18 protein-coding genes and 1 pseudogene are annotated in these 17,839 nt (G+C 52.7%); 8 read left to right on the top strand and 11 right to left on the bottom strand.

Annotation, left to right across the window (positions count from 1 at the left end; genetic code table 11):
* Positions 1-82: 82 nt before the first annotated feature.
* Positions 83-271, bottom strand: a complete 189-nt coding sequence (locus SK58_RS12530; RefSeq protein ID WP_017693360.1) for a cold shock small protein YmcF — start codon at positions 269-271, stop codon at positions 83-85.
* Positions 272-664: 393 nt separating this feature from the next.
* On the opposite strand from SK58_RS12530, the gene SK58_RS12525 reads away from it, so the two are divergent.
* The 4 genes from SK58_RS12525 (at position 665) to hslJ (ending at position 3,764) form a co-directional block, all read left to right on the top strand.
* On the top strand, positions 665-2,059 hold the full coding sequence (locus SK58_RS12525) for a cytochrome ubiquinol oxidase subunit I (RefSeq protein ID WP_040117698.1): 1,395 nt from the start codon (positions 665-667) through the stop codon (positions 2,057-2,059).
* Between the two features lie 5 nt (positions 2,060-2,064).
* Positions 2,065-3,075: a cytochrome d ubiquinol oxidase subunit II gene (gene cydB, locus SK58_RS12520; RefSeq protein WP_048219994.1), complete on the top strand. Its 1,011-nt coding sequence runs from the start codon at positions 2,065-2,067 to the stop codon at positions 3,073-3,075.
* Complete coding sequence (locus SK58_RS12515; RefSeq protein ID WP_017693358.1) at positions 3,075-3,203, top strand: DUF2474 domain-containing protein; 129 nt, start codon at positions 3,075-3,077, stop codon at positions 3,201-3,203. The genes cydB and SK58_RS12515 overlap by 1 nt, the downstream gene beginning before the upstream one ends.
* 123 nt (positions 3,204-3,326) lie before the next feature.
* Positions 3,327-3,764, top strand: coding sequence for a heat shock protein HslJ (gene hslJ, locus SK58_RS12510; protein WP_048219992.1), 438 nt, complete (start codon positions 3,327-3,329; stop codon positions 3,762-3,764).
* A gap of 1 nt (position 3,765) precedes the next feature.
* Here the strand turns inward: hslJ and SK58_RS12505 are convergent, their stop codons facing one another.
* Positions 3,766-4,032 carry a putative hemolysin gene (locus SK58_RS12505; protein WP_003856935.1) on the bottom strand — a complete coding sequence of 89 codons (267 nt, stop codon included), beginning with the start codon at positions 4,030-4,032 and terminating at the stop codon, positions 3,766-3,768.
* A gap of 270 nt (positions 4,033-4,302) precedes the next feature.
* Between SK58_RS12505 and nifJ the strand changes: the two genes are divergently transcribed.
* Positions 4,303-7,827, top strand: a complete 3,525-nt coding sequence (gene nifJ / locus SK58_RS12500; RefSeq protein ID WP_017693357.1) for a pyruvate:ferredoxin (flavodoxin) oxidoreductase — start codon at positions 4,303-4,305, stop codon at positions 7,825-7,827.
* A gap of 386 nt (positions 7,828-8,213) precedes the next feature.
* The gene (gene ompC, locus SK58_RS12495) at positions 8,214-9,341 is read left to right on the top strand and encodes a porin OmpC (RefSeq protein WP_048219990.1); all 1,128 of its coding nucleotides are present in this window, start codon (positions 8,214-8,216) and stop codon (positions 9,339-9,341) included.
* Between the two features lie 33 nt (positions 9,342-9,374).
* Here the strand turns inward: ompC and SK58_RS12490 are convergent, their stop codons facing one another.
* The 3 genes from SK58_RS12490 to SK58_RS23200 all read right to left on the bottom strand — a co-directional run bounded on the left by SK58_RS12490 (position 9,375) and on the right by SK58_RS23200 (position 10,348).
* Positions 9,375-9,797, bottom strand: a complete 423-nt coding sequence (locus SK58_RS12490; protein WP_017382259.1) for a GFA family protein — start codon at positions 9,795-9,797, stop codon at positions 9,375-9,377.
* Positions 9,798-9,799: 2 nt separating this feature from the next.
* Positions 9,800-9,997: a hypothetical protein gene (locus tag SK58_RS12485; RefSeq protein WP_000790642.1), complete on the bottom strand. Its 198-nt coding sequence runs from the start codon at positions 9,995-9,997 to the stop codon at positions 9,800-9,802.
* Positions 9,998-10,216: 219 nt separating this feature from the next.
* Entirely contained in the window at positions 10,217-10,348 is a 132-nt protein-coding gene (locus tag SK58_RS23200) for a hypothetical protein (RefSeq protein WP_017693355.1), read from the bottom strand.
* Positions 10,349-10,418: 70 nt separating this feature from the next.
* Here SK58_RS23200 and SK58_RS22355 point away from each other — a divergent pair.
* A pseudogene (locus SK58_RS22355) lies at positions 10,419-10,616 on the top strand (tyrosine-type recombinase/integrase); the annotation flags it as partial.
* 49 nt (positions 10,617-10,665) lie between these two features.
* The gene (gene ttcA / locus SK58_RS12480; RefSeq protein ID WP_001186974.1) at positions 10,666-11,601 is read left to right on the top strand and encodes a tRNA 2-thiocytidine(32) synthetase TtcA; all 936 of its coding nucleotides are present in this window, start codon (positions 10,666-10,668) and stop codon (positions 11,599-11,601) included.
* Positions 11,602-11,644: 43 nt separating this feature from the next.
* Here ttcA and dbpA read toward each other — a convergent pair whose 3' ends face one another.
* The 6 genes from dbpA to SK58_RS12455 form a co-directional block, all read right to left on the bottom strand.
* Positions 11,645-13,018: an ATP-dependent RNA helicase DbpA gene (gene dbpA, locus SK58_RS12475; protein WP_048219988.1), complete on the bottom strand. Its 1,374-nt coding sequence runs from the start codon at positions 13,016-13,018 to the stop codon at positions 11,645-11,647.
* A gap of 57 nt (positions 13,019-13,075) precedes the next feature.
* Positions 13,076-13,222 carry a proline-rich small protein YnaL gene (locus SK58_RS22895; protein ID WP_369700085.1) on the bottom strand — a complete coding sequence of 49 codons (147 nt, stop codon included), beginning with the start codon at positions 13,220-13,222 and terminating at the stop codon, positions 13,076-13,078.
* 280 nt (positions 13,223-13,502) lie between these two features.
* Positions 13,503-14,486, bottom strand: coding sequence for a zinc transporter ZntB (gene zntB / locus SK58_RS12470; protein ID WP_017382256.1), 984 nt, complete (start codon positions 14,484-14,486; stop codon positions 13,503-13,505).
* 90 nt (positions 14,487-14,576) lie between these two features.
* Entirely contained in the window at positions 14,577-15,707 is a 1,131-nt protein-coding gene (locus SK58_RS12465; protein ID WP_023303809.1) for a methyl-accepting chemotaxis protein, read from the bottom strand.
* A gap of 297 nt (positions 15,708-16,004) precedes the next feature.
* Positions 16,005-16,493, bottom strand: coding sequence for a hypothetical protein (locus tag SK58_RS12460; protein WP_033486893.1), 489 nt, complete (start codon positions 16,491-16,493; stop codon positions 16,005-16,007).
* 28 nt (positions 16,494-16,521) lie between these two features.
* Positions 16,522-17,838, bottom strand: a complete 1,317-nt coding sequence (locus SK58_RS12455) for a VasL domain-containing protein (protein WP_032103615.1) — start codon at positions 17,836-17,838, stop codon at positions 16,522-16,524.
* Between the last annotated feature and the right edge of the window lies 1 nt (position 17,839).

Here is a 17,839-nt window from a genome sequence, read left to right as displayed (position 1 = left end):
CAGATTCTCCTTATTGCTGACAGTGTATATCAGCAGGAGAAAAAGAGAAGATTTTGCTAACTGTTATAGGAAACGCGGCAGATTACTTGCGGTACTCTGTAATGTGATTCTGAGCAGAACGCGCTGCGGCCAGGTGGTCGAGCGTGATCATCGACGATTTGCAGAAAATGCATTTCGCGCCGAACGGATTTTTGTCAGACACATCAAAAGCTGAGGTGCGGTACTGCGAGCCATGACAGCATGGGCAGCGGAAATGGATATAAGAAGTCATAGGATTCTCCTGTAAACGTAAAAACGTAAATTACTCATGAGCCGATCAGGCAATAAATGGTTCGATACAAAACTAATCGGAATGTAGATAAAGACCCAAGAGAGGCTGCGGAGAGGCACAACGTGATGAGAACTGCTTTATAAAACTACGTCAGATATTTATTTGGATTCAAAACCAGAAATCCATTAACGCATGTTGCTGGCGACAAAGCAAGCTGTTTAATGCGTAAAAATCATAAAAAGAAATTTTTTATTCTTCCTTGTTACCTATATCAGCCAGATAAAGTTCAGCTTTTCCCACAACTGTTATAGATAAATTATCGATTTCTGCTTCTGATATCTCATTTGCCGCCTCTCTATCATAACAGTACACCGTTTAACATTGAGGCAGTGCATGTTTGGTTTAGATGCGTTTCATCTTGCGCGAATACAGTTCGCCTTTACCGTATCCTTTCATATTATTTTTCCGGCGATAACCATTGGCCTGGCGAGCTATCTCGCCGTGCTGGAAGGGCTGTGGTTGAAAACAAAAAATCCCGTCTGGCGCTCGCTGTACCATTTCTGGTCGAAGATCTTCGCCGTCAACTTTGGGATGGGCGTGGTTTCCGGCCTGGTGATGGCTTATCAGTTTGGCACTAACTGGAGTGGGTTTTCGCAGTTCGCGGGCAGTATTACCGGCCCCCTGCTGACCTATGAAGTGCTTACCGCGTTCTTCCTTGAGGCGGGGTTCCTCGGGGTAATGTTGTTTGGCTGGAATAAGGTCGGGCCAGGGCTGCACTTCTTTTCGACCTGCATGGTCGCACTGGGGACCCTCATGTCTACGTTCTGGATCCTCTCGTCAAACAGCTGGATGCAGACACCGCAAGGGTATGAAATCATCAACGGTCAGGTCGTTCCGGTGGACTGGTTTGCCGTGGTATTTAACCCCTCCTTCCCTTACCGCCTGCTGCACATGTCGATAGCGGCATTTCTCAGCAGCGCGCTGTTTGTCGGTGCCTCCGCGGCCTGGCATTTGCTGCGCGGAAACAATACGCCCGCTATTCGCACCATGTTTTCCATGGCGTTGTGGATGACGTTGATCGTGGCACCCGTCCAGGCGCTGGTGGGTGATATGCACGGGCTTAACACCTTAAAACACCAGCCAGCGAAAATAGCCGCCATAGAAGGCCACTGGGAGAATCCGCCGGGTGAGCCTACCCCACTGCTGCTATTTGGCTGGCCGGATATGGAGCAGGAACGGACCCGTTTTGGCCTGGAAATTCCCGCTCTCGGCAGCCTGATCCTGACCCACAGTCTTGATAAACAGGTTCCGGCATTGAAGGAGTTCCCAAAAGAAGATCGCCCGAACGCCACCATTGTCTTCTGGTCTTTCCGCATCATGGCCGGCCTGGGAATGTTGATGCTGCTCCTGGGCGTGACGGCAATCTGGCTGCGTTATAAACAGCGCCTTTATACCTTACGTTCCTTCCTGTGGTTTGCCCTGCTGATGGGGCCGTCCGGGCTGATCGCGATCCTCGCCGGATGGGTAACAACGGAGGTCGGCCGCCAGCCCTGGGTCGTCTATGGTCTACAGCGTACAAAGGATGCGGTTTCCGCGCATGGCGATCTGCACATGAGCGTCAGTTTGCTGGCCTTCTTCGTGGTTTATACCGCGGTATTCGGCGTGGGTTACAGCTATATGGTGCGTCTGATTAAAAAAGGGCCGCAGCCCCATGAATCCTTCGCGACTGAATCCGATGGCCGCCCTGCTCGTCCGCTTTCTGCCGTCACCACTGAATTCAAGGAGTAACCGTAATGGGTATCGATCTTTCCATTATCTGGTTCGTGATTATCGTTTTCGCCACGTTGATGTATATCGTGATGGACGGTTTTGATCTGGGGATAGGCATCCTGTTTCCGGCAACGCCGAATGCGGACGACCGCGACGTGATGGTCAATAGCGTGGCTCCCGTCTGGGATGGCAACGAAACCTGGCTGGTGCTTGGCGGTGCGGCCCTGTTTGGCGCCTTTCCTCTCGCCTATGCGGTTATCATCGACGCGCTAACCATTCCACTGACAATAATGCTGATCGGGCTTATATTTCGTGGCGTCGCCTTCGAATTTCGCTTCAAGGCCACTCCGGCGCACCGCCCGTTCTGGGATAAGGCCTTTATTGGCGGATCAATTGTGGCGACCTTTAGCCAGGGCATCACCGTCGGCGCGGTCATCCATGGGTTCAGCGTCACTGGTCGCGCTTACAGCGGTGGTCCGTTTGACTGGTTTACCGCGTTCAATTTTTTCTGCGGTGCGGGTCTTGTAGTGGCTTACGCGCTGCTAGGTTCAACGTGGCTGGTAATGAAAAGCGAAAATGCCCTGCAACAGCGGATGCGTCAGGTATCGAAAGTGCTTCTGCTCCTGCTTCTGGTATTCATTGCAGTAATCAGTATCTGGACCCCTCTCGCCCAACCAGCTATTGCTGCGCGCTGGTTTACGCTGCCGAATCTGTTTTATCTGCTGCCCGTGCCTGCGCTGGTTGCGATCCTGAGTCTGTGCCAGTGGCGCTGCCTGAACGATCCTGCGAGCCATACTCTGCCGTTTATCATGACATTAGGGCTGGTTTTTCTTGGGTTTAGCGGGCTTGGGATCAGCATCTGGCCGCATATCATCCCGCCGGGCATTACCCTCTGGCAGGCCGCTGCGCCAGCCCAAAGCCAGGGCTTTATGTTAGTGGGTGCACTGTTGATCATTCCCGTGATTCTGGTCTACACCTTCTGGAGTTATTACGTTTTTCGCGGAAAAGTACAGCATGGGGAGGGTTATCACTGATGCAACAACCTGTATGGAAACGTTTGATGTGGCTTGCCATCATCTGGGGCGGCAGCGTCCTGGCGCTGGCCTGCGTAAGTATGCTCTTTAAAATGCTGATGGCCGCAGCCGGATTTAAATCGCACTAACTCACTGACCGGGTGCGCCGCCGCCCGGTCCCTTCCCGCACTTTCAGATAAACCCCATTAACACTCAGGAGGGTATGGTTACACTGAAAAAATATTTACGGTATTGATAGTTTGAGAAAAAAAATGAAAAAGCTCGCGGCAGTAAGTTTAATCAGCCTCGCACTGGCTGGATGCGTTAATCCTGGTAAAGCCTCCGTTCAGACCGAACAGCTAGAGAATCATCGTTTCGTTCTGGAAAATGTGGATGGCAAAGCGGTTAAAGGCGGGAAAACCCAGCCTGAAATTCGCTTCAGTGCGCAACCCAATATCAGCCTGATTAACAACATTGTCGTCTCCGGCACAATGTGCAACGGCTTCAACGGCCAGGGGAAACTGTCCGAAGGAGATTTGACGGTCAAAACGCTGGCAATGACGCGGAAACTCTGCACCGAGCCGCAGCTAAATGAACTGGATCAGACCATCGCCGATATGCTACGCACAGGCGCACAGGTAGACCTGACCGAAGACCAGTTAACCCTGGCGACAGCCAATAAAACATTGATGTTTAAGCGAGTTGAATAACTCAGTAGCTTCCGCACGAACCTACGGCAAGCGACTGCTCACTACAGCGTTTGCCATTTGGCAATGCGCACATGCCGATGGCGGAGCCATCGAGCTGACGGGCAACGGAGAGTGAACCGCCGATCATTGCGCAGTTGGCCTGACCTGAACTGGACATAGCCGCCCGCATACCTGGCGTAACGTGTGCCGCTGTCGCCTGCTGTACAGGTTCATTGCTGCATGCCGACAACAGTAACGCGGCACATCCGACCCAAAATGCTGAACGCATACCTTCCTCCCCATAATTAACGCGAAACCTATGCATAATAGGCATCACGCGCCGCATCGTCGAGAGCGGATGTGCGTATTTATGCGCCCTGGTAACAATTTCTCGCAATTTTTTAACGCGAGTAGCCATCGAGTCATTGATACAGCGCATACCAAGGACACAAAAGCGAAAATCGTAAAACCTGAGCTTTGCTAAAATACACAGATAATATTCAGGGTCTGTCGTCGTTTTTCAGGCCCCTCTTTTTGCGCAATGTAAGGGTGTTGTCCTATGCAAACTATTGACGGCAATGGTGCAGTCGCGTCTGTTGCGTTTCGTACCAGCGAAGTGATCGCCATCTACCCCATCACTCCCAGCTCCACGATGGCTGAACAGGCTGACGCCTGGGCTGGTAATGGGATAAAAAACGTCTGGGGCGATGTCCCGCGGGTTGTAGAGATGCAGTCCGAAGCCGGTGCCATTGCCACCGTGCATGGTGCGTTGCAGACCGGTGCCCTGTCGACCTCGTTCACGTCGTCTCAGGGGCTGCTGTTGATGATCCCCACGCTTTACAAGCTGGCAGGGCAATTAACGCCGTTTGTGTTGCACGTTGCCGCACGCACCGTAGCCACTCACGCTCTCTCTATTTTTGGCGACCACTCAGATGTGATGGCCGTGCGTCAGACCGGCTGCGCTATGCTCTGCGCCAGCAGCGTGCAGGAAGCGCAGGACTTCGCGCTGATTTCGCATATCGCCACGCTGAAAAGCCGAGTGCCATTTATTCATTTCTTCGATGGTTTCCGTACGTCCCACGAGATCAATAAAATCGTTCCGCTACCGGACGACACTATTCTTAATCTGCTGCCGCAGGCTGACATCGATGCGCATCGCGCTCGCGCCCTCAATCCGGAACATCCGGTGATCCGGGGTACCTCTGCGAACCCGGATACCTATTTCCAGTCCCGCGAGGCGACAAACCCGTGGTACAACGCGGTCTATGAACACGTTGAACAGGCGATGGACGATTTTGCCGCTGCGACGGGCCGCGAATATAAGCCGTTTGAATATTACGGTCATCCGCAGGCCGAGCGCGTGATCGTCCTGATGGGCTCCGCCATTGGCACCTGTGAAGAGGTGGTTGATGAGCTATTGACGCGTGGTGAAAAAGTTGGCGTGCTCAAAGTTCGCCTCTACCGTCCCTTCTCAGCGAAACACCTGCTCGCAGCCCTGCCGGACAGCGCGCGTGCAGTGGCGGTACTGGACCGCACCAAAGAGCCTGGCGCACAGGCTGAGCCACTTTATCTGGATGTGATGACCGCTCTGGCTGAGGCGTTTAACCGCGGTGAGCGCGAAACGCTGCCGCGCGTCATTGGCGGGCGTTATGGATTGTCTTCCAAAGAGTTCGGACCGGAGTGCGTCCTGGCGGTATTTGCTGAACTCCGCGAGGCAAAACCGAAGCCGCGCTTTACGGTCGGCATTTATGATGACGTGACTAACCTTTCTCTGCCCTTGCCGGAAAACACCCTGCCCTCGACTGCGAAACTGGAAGCGCTGTTCTACGGTCTGGGTAGCGACGGCAGCGTCTCGGCAACCAAGAACAACATCAAAATTATCGGCAACTCTACGCCGTGGTATGCGCAAGGGTATTTCGTCTATGACTCCAAAAAAGCGGGCGGACTGACCGTCTCCCACCTGCGCGTCAGCGAACACCCGATCCGCTCGGCATACCTGATTTCTCAGGCGGATTTTGTTGGCTGTCACCAGCTCCAGTTCATTGATAAATATCAGATGGCCGAGCGCCTGAAGCCCGGCGGTATTTTCCTGATCAACACCCCTTACAGCGCCGACGAGGTCTGGGCACGCCTGCCCCAGGAAGTGCAGGCGGTGCTTAACCAGAAACAGGCGCGCCTGTATGTCATTAACGCCGCGAAGATCGCCCGCGAATGCGGCCTGGCGGCGCGCATCAATACGGTTATGCAGATGGCGTTCTTCCACCTGACCAATATTCTGCCGGGCGACAGCGCGCTGATGGAGCTTCAGGGTGCAATCGCCAAAAGCTACAGCAGCAAAGGTCAGGAACTGGTTGAGCGCAACTGGCAGGCGCTGGCGCTGGCCCGCGAATCGCTGTTCGCGGTGCCGTTGCAGCCGGTCAATGCCAGCAGTCCGAACCGGCCGCCAGTGGTGTCTGACGCCGCCCCGGATTTCGTCAAAACCGTCACGGCGGCGATGCTTGCCGGACTGGGCGACACCCTTCCCGTCTCTGCGCTTCCGCCTGACGGAACCTGGCCGATGGGCACGACCCGCTGGGAAAAACGCAACATTGCCGAAGCGATTCCCATCTGGAAAGAAGAGCTGTGCACCCAGTGCAACCACTGCGTGGCGGCCTGCCCGCACTCGGCCATTCGCGCCAAAGTGGTGTCGCCAGAAGCGTTAGATGGCGCGCCGGAAAGTTTGCACTCGCTGGATGTAAAATCCCGCGATATGCGTGGTCAGAAATATGTCCTACAGGTGGCGCCGGAAGACTGTACCGGCTGTAACCTGTGCGTTGAGGTGTGCCCGGCGAAAGATCGTCAGGACCCGTCAATCAAAGCCATCAATATGATGTCGCGTCTTGAACATGTTGAAGAAGAGAAAGTGAATTATGATTTCTTCCTCGACCTGCCCGAAATCGATCGCAACAAGCTGGAACGCATTGACATTCGTACCTCGCAGCTCATCACCCCGCTCTTCGAGTACTCCGGGGCGTGCTCCGGCTGCGGCGAAACACCGTATATCAAACTGCTCACTCAGCTTTACGGTGACCGAATGCTGATTGCCAACGCGACGGGCTGCTCGTCGATCTACGGGGGTAACCTGCCGTCCACGCCATACACCACCGACGCGAACGGTCGCGGCCCGGCGTGGGCAAACTCGCTTTTCGAGGACAACGCAGAATTTGGTCTGGGATTCCGTCTGACGGTCGATCAGCACCGCGCCCGCGTAATGCGTCTGCTCGCACAGTTTGCCGATAAGATCCCGGCAGAACTGAATGATGCCCTGCATGCGGAGGCCACACCTGACGTTCGTCGCGCGCAGGTTGCTGAACTGCGCAACGCGCTTCAGGGTGTTGAAGGGGCTGAACAACTCCTCACTGATGCTGACGCGCTGGTTGAAAAATCTGTCTGGCTGATCGGCGGCGACGGGTGGGCCTACGATATTGGTTTCGGTGGTCTTGACCATGTCCTGAGCCTGACCGAAAACGTCAATATTTTGGTGCTCGATACTCAGTGCTATTCCAACACCGGCGGACAGGCCTCGAAAGCAACGCCATTGGGGGCGGTCACGAAATTTGGTGAGCACGGCAAGCGCAAGGCGCGTAAAGATTTGGGCGTCAGCATGATGATGTATGGACACGTCTACGTCGCGCAGATTTCGCTGGGGGCGCAGCTCAACCAGACGGTGAAAGCCATTCAGGAAGCGGAAGCGTATCCAGGGCCGTCGCTGATTATCGCCTACAGTCCGTGTGAGGAGCATGGCTACGATCTGGCGCTCAGCCACGACCAGATGCGTCAGCTCACCGCAACCGGCTTCTGGCCACTGTACCGCTTCGACCCGCGCCGTGCCGATGAAGGGAAATTGCCGCTGGCGCTGGATTCGCGTCCGCCGTCAGACGCCCTTGCCGAAACCTTACTTCAGGAGCAGCGTTTCCGCAGGCTGAACGCTCAACAGCCAGAAGTGGCAGAGCAGCTATGGAAGGATGCGGCAGCGGATCTACAGAAGCGGTATGACTTCCTGGCGCAACTGGCGGGGAAAGCCGAAAAATCGACCAGCGAATAACCTGTATGCCCGGCATGTCCGGGCATTTTTTTGCCAAAAAAAGCCCGATGCACGTGCACCGGGCGAATCCAGAAGATCGGTGAAAATTGCCTCAATGTTCTGAACAATATTCACGTGAATTATGGATGAAAAAATCTTAAAGGCATATAACGGCGTGAAGGTTACCTTGTTTTCCACGTAATTAATAATTTTTATTTTGTATTGATTATAATAATTCATTCATGGCATCAATCGTTATTTCTACCGCATCATTTAGTTTAGATTTTACTTAACCCGTAACAATTATATTTTATTCATCCGCCGTCAGAGTGATTTAGCATGGGACAGCTTTCCAGCCCGGAAAGTTCACGAAGTAATAAAAAAATAACTGCAAAGGAATAATCAAAATGCAAAGAAAAGTACTGGCACTGATGATCCCCGCTTTGTTAATGGCTGGCGCCGCTCACGCAGCTGAAATTTATAATAAAGACGGCAATAAACTGGATCTGTATGGCAAAGTAGATGGTCTGCATTATTTCTCTGACGACGCGTCTAAAGATGGCGATCAAACCTATATGCGACTGGGCTTTAAAGGTGAAACCCAAATCAACGACATGATGACCGGCTTCGCACAATGGGAATACAACATTCAGGCAAACAACACCGAAGGTTCTGACAATCAGTCCTGGACGCGTCTGGCCTTCGCGGGTGTGAAGGTGGGCGATTACGGCTCCTTCGATTACGGCCGTAACTATGGCGTCCTGTACGACGTTGAAGGCTGGACCGATATGCTGCCAGAATTTGGTGGCGACTCTTATACTTATGCCGATAACTTTATGACCGGTCGTGCAAACGGCGTGGCTACCTACCGTAACACCGACTTCTTTGGTCTGGTGCAGGGTCTGAACTTCGCGGTGCAGTATCAGGGTAATAATGAAGGTAATAACTGCGACGAGAATTTCTGCTCTACCAATGAAGGGACCAACAACGGTCGTGATACACGTCATGAAAATGGTGACGGTTACGGTATATCCGCAACCTACGATTTCGGCATGGGCTTCAGCGCAGGTGCAGCATTTACTTCATCTGACCGTACCAACGATCAGGTAAATTACACTACCGCCGGCGGCGATACTGCGGATGCATGGACCGCAGGTCTGAAATACGATGCCAACAACATTTATCTGGCGGCAATGTATTCCGAAACCCGCAATATGACGCCGTACGGCGACAATGCAGATGCGGTGGCAAACAAAACCCAGAACTTTGAAGTCACCGCACAATATCAGTTCGATTTCGGTCTGCGTCCGGCTATTTCCTATTTACAGTCCAAAGGTAAAGACCTGGGCAATGGCCAGGACGATAAAGATCTGGTGAAATACGCTGACGTCGGTGCTACCTACTATTTCAACAAAAACATGTCCACCTATGTTGATTATAAAATCAACCTGCTGGATGAAGATGATTCGTTCTACAAAAACAATGGTATCGGTACGGATGACATCGTAGCGTTAGGTCTGGTTTACCAGTTCTAATCCCGTTAGCCCGCAGCGATCTGCGGGCTAATTTTATCGCTGTTTCGCCTGTTCTTTGCGAAAAGAGAGATAACCAATTACCCCGCTGTCGCCATCCATAGGGTGATTTACTCCATCCATTACCGCCACTTCCGGGAAGTCGAATGGCGTGACATTTTCCAGACAGGCGACATTCACACCATATTCATTGGGATTGGAACGTCGTTGGTGGAACGTGTAAATACCGCAAATCGAACAGAAGAAATGGCGCGCCGTGCCGGTGTTGAAACGGTACTCTGTGAGCGTGTCCGCGCCCTGCGTCACCTTAATGCCCGTCAAAGGCGCTGAAACCACTACCGCCCCACGCATCCTGCAAAACGAGCAGCTACATCGACGAGCGGTATTCAGGCCGTCCGACAGCTCAACCGTAAATTTCACCGCCCCACAATGACACTGTGCATGACGAATGTCAGCCATCGTTATACTCCTTTTCTCACTAACTCAGCCGCTTTTAAAAAGACCTCATCTTCGACACCATCCCCCTTCTGCCTGCCGAGCCTTACCAGCTCAGCGACAATACTTTCACGGTTGATGATCTTCTGGGATGAAACCAGCCCGATAACGGCGGCACCAATCGCCAGCCCAACTAATCCTGTCTGCTCGTCTTTATTTTTCATAGAAGCGCTCCCTTGTCCCCCTCAAAAGCGTAGCAGGAGAAATGTAAAACGCGCTGGTACGCGGGAATGAGATCCGTGCTTTATCTCAGCTGTTCGCCAGGCAAAACAGTAGGGGTTCTGAGCGGTTATCAGACAACGTTGAAGAGGACAACATGAATAGCGGTGCGCATAGAGAGGCCGAATGGGTGTTAAAACCGCCTTCGAAAAGGCGGCAGGTCATTACTCTGGATCTTTATCGCCTGATTCAGGCGCTGAGCCAGGATCATCTTTCGGTTTTTTTCCATCCTTGTCCGGGTTATCCGGGCTGGGATTATAATCAGGATGGTCACCATTAACGGGACGGTCAGTCATTTTCACCTCCGTTTTTACTGCGTAAGCTGTAAGTGTAGACAACCCTTCAGTCTTAACCAAACTTCTCCTGTGGAGCTCATTTGTAAATCGTGCTGGCATTCGGCGCTGCAATCCGTACCATACACGACACACTTTCGCATGCTGGTTTTTACCGGTAGCCGCAAACCCGTCTTTTATCGCTAACCAGGTGGGGCACGTAAATGCGCAGATGGTGTATGAAATCTATGCTACATGGATAGAAGAGATGAACACGAAGCTGACGCTTTGAAATCGTTTTCCTCACCCTGTGCCCCATTTGAGATCTGAGTAACGAATAGATGCAACAAAATCAAGAAATTAACAAGAAAGAACAGTACAACCTGAATAAACTGCAAAAGCGACTGCGCCGTAACGTGGGCGAAGCCATTGCAGACTTCAATATGATTGAAGAAGGCGATCGCATCATGGTCTGCCTGTCGGGCGGTAAAGACAGCTACACCATGCTGGAGATCCTGCGCAATCTACAGCAAAGCGCACCGGTGAACTTTTCCCTGGTCGCGGTTAACCTCGATCAGAAACAGCCGGGCTTCCCGGAGCATATCCTGCCGGAGTACCTTGAGAACCTGGGCGTTGAGTACAAAATCGTAGAAGAGAATACCTACGGCATTGTTAAAGAGAAGATCCCAGAGGGCAAAACGACCTGCTCGCTCTGCTCACGTTTGCGTCGCGGCATTCTGTACCGCACTGCAACCGAACTGGGCGCCACCAAGATTGCGCTTGGTCATCACCGGGACGACATTCTGCAAACGCTGTTTCTGAATATGTTCTATGGCGGCAAAATGAAGGGAATGCCACCGAAGCTGATGAGCGACGACGGGAAACACATCGTGATCCGCCCACTCGCCTACTGCCGCGAGAAAGACATTGAGCGTTTCTCCCAGGCCAAAGCCTTCCCTATCATTCCGTGCAATCTGTGCGGCTCACAGCCGAACCTGCAACGTCAGGTCATTGGCGACATGCTGCGTGACTGGGATAAACGCTATCCGGGCCGCATCGAAACCATGTTCAGCGCCATGCAGAACGTGGTGCCTTCGCACCTCGCCGACGTTGAACTGTTCGATTTCAAAGGGATTAACCACGGTTCAGAGGTGGTGAATGGCGGGGATCTGGCGTTTGACCGCGAAGAGATCCCGATGCAGCCTGCTGGCTGGCAGCCAGAGGAAGAGGATGCGCAATTCGATGAACTGCGCCTGAACGTGGTAGAAGTCAAGTAACCTGGCAGCGTCTCAGATATCATTTCTGAGACGCGTTTTAAGCTTATTTCAGCAGTCGAACGCGGCAGGTCTTCCCTTTAATCTTCCCGCCCTGCAACTGTTTCCAGGCCTTATGTGCAACCGACTGGCGAACCGCTACGTAGACATGCGCAGGATGGACCGTGATCTTGCCAATATCTGCCCCGTCGAGACCGATATCCCCAGTTAACGCCCCCAGAACGTCACCGGGACGCATTTTGGCCTTTTTACCGCCGTCGATGCACAGGGTGGCCATCTCCGCCGCCAGCGGAGCGATGCTGATATTACCTGGGGCATTCACCCAGTTGAGTTTTAGTTGCAGCATTTCCGCAAGAATATTGGCGCGCTGCGCCTCTTCAGGTGCGCAGAAGCTGATGGCGAGACCACTGTTACCTGCGCGCGCGGTACGCCCGATGCGGTGGACATGCACTTCCGGATCCCATGCCAGTTCGAAATTCACCACCAGCTCAAGCGATTTAATATCCAGGCCACGGGCCGCCACATCCGTTGCAACCAGCACGCGAGCGCTGCCGTTAGCGAAACGCACCAGCGTCTGATCGCGCTCGCGCTGTTCCAGATCGCCATGCAGCGATAATGCGCTCTGTCCGGCATCATTCAGAGCATCGCACACCGCCTGACAATCTTTTTTGGTATTACAGAACACCACGCAGGACGCTGGCTGGTGTTGGCTCAGCAATTTTTGTAGCAGTGGAATTTTGCCGTGCCGCGATGTCTCGAAGAACTGCTGCTCAATCGCCGGTAACGCATCGACAGTATCGATTTCAATGGTCAGCGGGTTCTTCTGCACGCGCCCGCTGATCGCCGCTATCGCCTCTGGCCAGGTGGCAGAAAAGAGCAGCGTCTGGCGTGTGGCTGGGGCAAAGCGGATCACTTCGTCAATCGCATCGCTGAAGCCCATATCCAGCATGCGGTCAGCTTCATCCATCACCAGCGTTTGCAGTGCATCGAGTGAAACGGTGCCTTTTTGCAGGTGATCGAGCAGACGGCCCGGCGTTGCCACAATGATATGCGGCGCGTGCTGAAGGGAATCGCGCTGCGCACCGAACGGTTGCCCGCCGCAGATCGTTAAAATTTTAGTGTTAGGCAAAAAACGCGCCAGACGACGCAGCTCACCCGCGACCTGGTCGGCCAGCTCGCGCGTCGGGCAGAGTATCAGGGACTGGGTCTGAAACAGGGTTGCATCAATGTGTTGTAACAGGCCTAGCCCAAATGCAGCCGTTTTTCCACTGCCGGTTTTCGCCTGCACGCGCACGTCACGGCCTTCAAGGATAGCCGGCAACGCGGCGGCCTGGACAGGGGTCATAGTGAGATAGCCCAACTCATTCAGGTTAGTCAGTTGGGCTTCAGGCAGAACGTTCAGCGTGGAAAAAGCGGTCACAATATACTCTCGTGGTAATGATTGCAGTCAGATGGCGCGTATCCTCGCAGATCTGCGCTAACGATGCGACAATTTAATCGGTTCTTCATCGGGCGGCGGATCCGGCATCGGCTGCGGACGTGGGACAGGATCGGGTATCGGCGTCGGATCGATGGGCACCGGATCGGACTGCCAGGTGTTAAGGCGTTGCAGGGCAAGTAGCATACTCATCTTTTCCTCCAGATTAGGGTGCTTACTCCTAAAGGGTAGACGCAGATAAACAGGAGGCAAAAAAAAGCCGACTATGAAGTCGGCGTCGTACGAATCAATTGTGCTATGCAGTAATTCAAAAAAAGGAAGTAAGACAATATGGAGCGCAACGCCCATCGCTTGACGTTGCATTCACCTGCGGGAGTAATATTGCACCTAACATGGTCGGAGTTTATTGATTTCGCTCAATTAAAATGTCGTTTTGAAGCCGACTCTGCCACAGAAAAGCGTAAATTTACAGCCATTTACTACGATGCAACCACCATGCAACACCCCCAATCAAAACCACTAACATGACGCAAAACGTGGTGAAGCCATAGTGATATTCACCGCCGGGGATTCCTCCGAGGTTTACGCCAAACAACCCCGTCAGGAAGGTACTCGGTAAAAAGACCATCGCCATCAGCGACATGGTGTACGTTCTCCTGGCTAACGACTCCTGCATCACCTGGGCTATCTCATCCGCCATGACTGCCGTTCTGGCAATACATGAGTCAATCTCGTCCAGTCCACGTCCGAGCCGGTCAGCGATATCCTGCATTCTGCGGCGTTGATCGTCGTTCATCCAGCTCATGCGTTCGCTGGCCAGCCGCGCATAAACGTCGCGCTGAGGGGTCATATAGCGGCGCATCACGATGAGCTGCTTACGCAGCAGCGCCAGAAAACCACGTGGGGGGATTTGCTGATCGAGCAGGTTATCTTCCAGATCGATGATTTTATCGTGAAGTTCTTCTATAAACTCGCTGGCATGATCGGTCAGCGCATCACACACATCCACCAGCCAGCTGCCGCAATCCGTAGGTCCGGTGCCCTCTTTCAGATCGTTAATGACGTCATCCAGCGCCAGCACTTTTCTCTGGCGGGTGGAAACAATCAGCCGTTCATCCATATAAACACGCATTGCCACCAACTGATCCGGACGCTCATCCGTACTGCCGTTTATACAACGCAGCGTAATTAGCGTCCCCTCACCCATCCGGCTGACGCGGGGTCTGAGACTTTCTCCCGCCAGCGCATCCCGAACGTTGTTGGGCAATAGCGGCGTGGACGCGAGCCACTCGGCGCTGTCCGGGTGCGTGTAGTTGAGGTGCAGCCAGCATGGATGTTCGCTGTCGATGTGATCCTGATCTTCAAGCGGCCTTGCGCCGCCTTGTCCATCAAACACCCATGCAAAAACTGCGTCAGGTACGTTAACCTCAGACCCTTTAATGCTCTCCACAGCGCCTCCACCGTTTTATCTCTTTCGGTGTCAGTCTAGCTTTCGCCGAGGGTTAAGCAATAATTATGTGAGGCATCGTCCTGAATACGTTCAGGAATTCACCGCCCATTCGCGGCTTTTTAATGCATTATCAGTCTGGAACTCATTTTCCAGACGGAAATTACGTGTTCGTGTCTGAAGCTCAATCACCTGATTGCGCAGCACATCTGACGATCCATTGAGTTCTTCAACCATTGACACGTTGCTCTGCGTTACGCGTTCAAGCTCTGACAATGCCTGCGTAATTTGTGAAATACCTTTTTCCTGTTCTGATGTTGAGGCGGATATTTCATCCATCAGTCTGCTGACATTGCCCGAACCGGTAACAATGTCATGCATGTTTTTTTCGGCTTCAGAGACCACGTTAACGCCCTGCGTCACGTTATGGCTGGTAACTTCAATCAGTGACTTAATATTTTTTGCCGCTTCGGCGCTACGATGCGCCAGGCTTCTCACCTCACCCGCGACCACAGAAAACCCTTTACCATGGTCGCCCGCTCTTGCCGCTTCAACGGCGGCGTTAAGCGCCAGAATATTGGTCTGAAAAGCGATACCGTCAATCAGCGAGATAATCTCTGTCATTTGCTGGGCGCAGTCGGTAATCGACTGCATATTGTTCGCGACCTGCCCCATTAATTCTCCGCCTTTACGCGCCTGTAACGTCGCGATATTCGCCTGCTCGCTGGCTAAACGGGTATTGTCGGCATTATTTTTTGTACTTGCAGCCATCTCTTCCATGCTTGCTGCCGTTTGCACCAGCGAAGCTGACTGCTGTTCTGTTTTGACGGAAAGCTGCGCGCTGCGTGAAGAGAGTTGATCTGACAGGGTCATCGCGGTTTGCGAGGAGGCGCGGATCTCACGGACCAGCGTTGCAATGTTGCTGGAGAGACTGTTAATCCCCGGGATCAGTCGTCCCGCACAGTTGTTGCCAAATTCAGGTATCGACACGCCAAGTTTGCCTGACGTCACTTCTTCAATACTTTTTTTCACCGTATTGATCGGCGTCACAAGATATTTTGTCATGTACGCCCAAAGCAAAAATAAGGCGATGAATTGTACAATTATGACTGCAATAAAAAGCGAAGAATTCCGTGAAAATAGCGCTATAACTCCATCACTTACCAAAAATACACATAAAAGGAAATAGACAATGAACGTTCTGACACTAATATTTCTTAGCATACGTTTTCCTGGGACATTATATTTTGGTTGGCATTAAGGGTTATAGCATTGCCATACGAATTTGTCCTCACGTTCGTCGCTGGTTTGTTGTTTTGCAGTTTGATTTTCGCAGTTTTACTTAAGGCGGACAAAAAGCATGTTTTACGCTAAATGCCTGGCTTGTCGTTTGGTTGCTGATACCCCTTCAAAAATGGCAATTATATATTTAAGGAGGGGTACTGTAGGGCGCCGTTGTTTAGTGGTGCTTAATAAGTTAACGTAGTTAATACGCTCCCCTCCCGTTAGAGTGGCTTACGTTCAGGCCAGATAGTCGATAGTCTGGAAAAAGCAGTCCTCATTCATGAGAATATTCTCTTTTGCACTTTGATGCCCGCGACGAATATACCAGCCTGTATCAGGCGCCATGCTTAAATGGAATATCCTCGCCCCCGACAGACTATCGGGGACATTAATACTCATCGTCACACACCCCTTCTCCGGCCCCCTGATCACCTGTTCTGGCATAATGGTGACGCTGCGATCCCCATTTTGCAAAATGATCGTCGTAATGGCATAACGACATATACCGCTACTGAGGCTGTAGCCAACCGTACTTAAATCGGTGATATGTTTTTTAGATAAAAATATTTCAATACCAGAACCTTCAAACCATGTAATGATTTGCTGCGCAAGATCCTCCATCCTCTCACAAAACGCCCTGACTTCGGCCTCAGCCGTATTAACATAGATTGGTTTGTCCCCGATATTCTGTTGCACTTTCTTAAAAAAACGCTCTCTTGCTGACATGTCAACTCCGTGTTTTTCGCCAGTCTCATTATTCTTTTTGGTGCTTCAGCAAGGCATAGCTGGCAATCAACTGCTGAAGATGCTGTTCGGCCTGGTTTAGCTGCGCTGCTGACACGGGTTGCCCGGCAGGTAAAATGGAAAGCAGACGAAGCTGCTCCTCAAGCGGAACGGTATGGCTGAAGGACTGCGACATGGCAAACACGGCTGATTTCAGTTCGCTGACCGTCATGTACTTCCCCTTCTGTTCATCCAGCGCGTTTAGCCTGTTCGTCAACTGCTGTAACTGCGTCATTCCCTGATGCCAGCCATTCAGCTCTGACTCTGCAAGTCCGGCAACGCTAATCTGCTTGTGCCACTGTTGCGCCAGGGGTTTGGCCTCTTCAGGCCACAGCGTCAGCGCCTGCTGCACCAGACGGTCGCCGTAGCTTACTGCCCAGTCTGGTTTCAGGTGTAAAAGCTGCGCTAACAGCTGCTGTGTCTTGCTGATCCCCGGTTCAGGTGGCGGTGACGTTTGTTGCAGCGCCTGCAACTGTGCTGTAGAGAGTCCATCAGGTAAAGGAGTCAGGGACGCGGCCAGCTGAGTTTGTACTGAATCTGGCGCATGCATCGTCTGCCATCCCACTGCGACAATGCTGGCTGCCACCAGCATGAACAACATACCCGCAGCAAATGGCTTCCACTGCTTCGCGGGTACAGGAGGCTCTTTATTCGGCAACGGCTCGGGCTGAACCACATAAACCCATTTACAACGCTCTGTCGGTTCTGTGAGGTGGAGTTCCGCGGCCCCTACCGCGTTACCCGGCAGACTTACGCCCGTATTTTCGCTGTTTTCCAGACGCACTGCTGCGTTCTGCATCATCGTGCGCAGAGCATCAAGCTGAGCAGCATGCTTAAGTTCGAGGCGCTGCAACATGTCACTCAGCGCGTTCAGATTCTCCTCAGCCTGATAAAGTTGTCCTAAATCGGCATACGTCAACGTCAGCGTTCGCACCACCTGTTGCAGGCGTTTGCTCAGTGCGCTGAGGATTTCAACTCGCGCATGGACAGGCTGTGGCCAGAGGCTACCCCACTGACGGACGACCAGTGCAGCCAGTAGCGCCAGCCCTTCATTCATGCCGTAGAGTCCGGCGAGATGCGTGCGGGCGAGCGTATACCAGGCAGCCGTTTGTAGCTCCACACCGTTATGCTCGAACAGTGACAGACAGAGCGTTTCCGCGTGTTGCCAGTTAACATCCGGGCGTGCCGGATGGGTGAGCTTGTTCATTTCTTCGCGCAAGGCAGCGTAATCCGCAAGTGTGCGCGGATCCCCGCCGGTTTTAAGTTGGCGTTCAGAATTTATTGTCATA

Source organism: Enterobacter sp. BIDMC93, assembly GCF_001037805.1.
Classification (GTDB): Bacteria; Pseudomonadota; Gammaproteobacteria; order Enterobacterales; family Enterobacteriaceae; genus Enterobacter; species Enterobacter hormaechei_C.
This window is presented reverse-complemented; position numbering and strand designations above follow the sequence as displayed.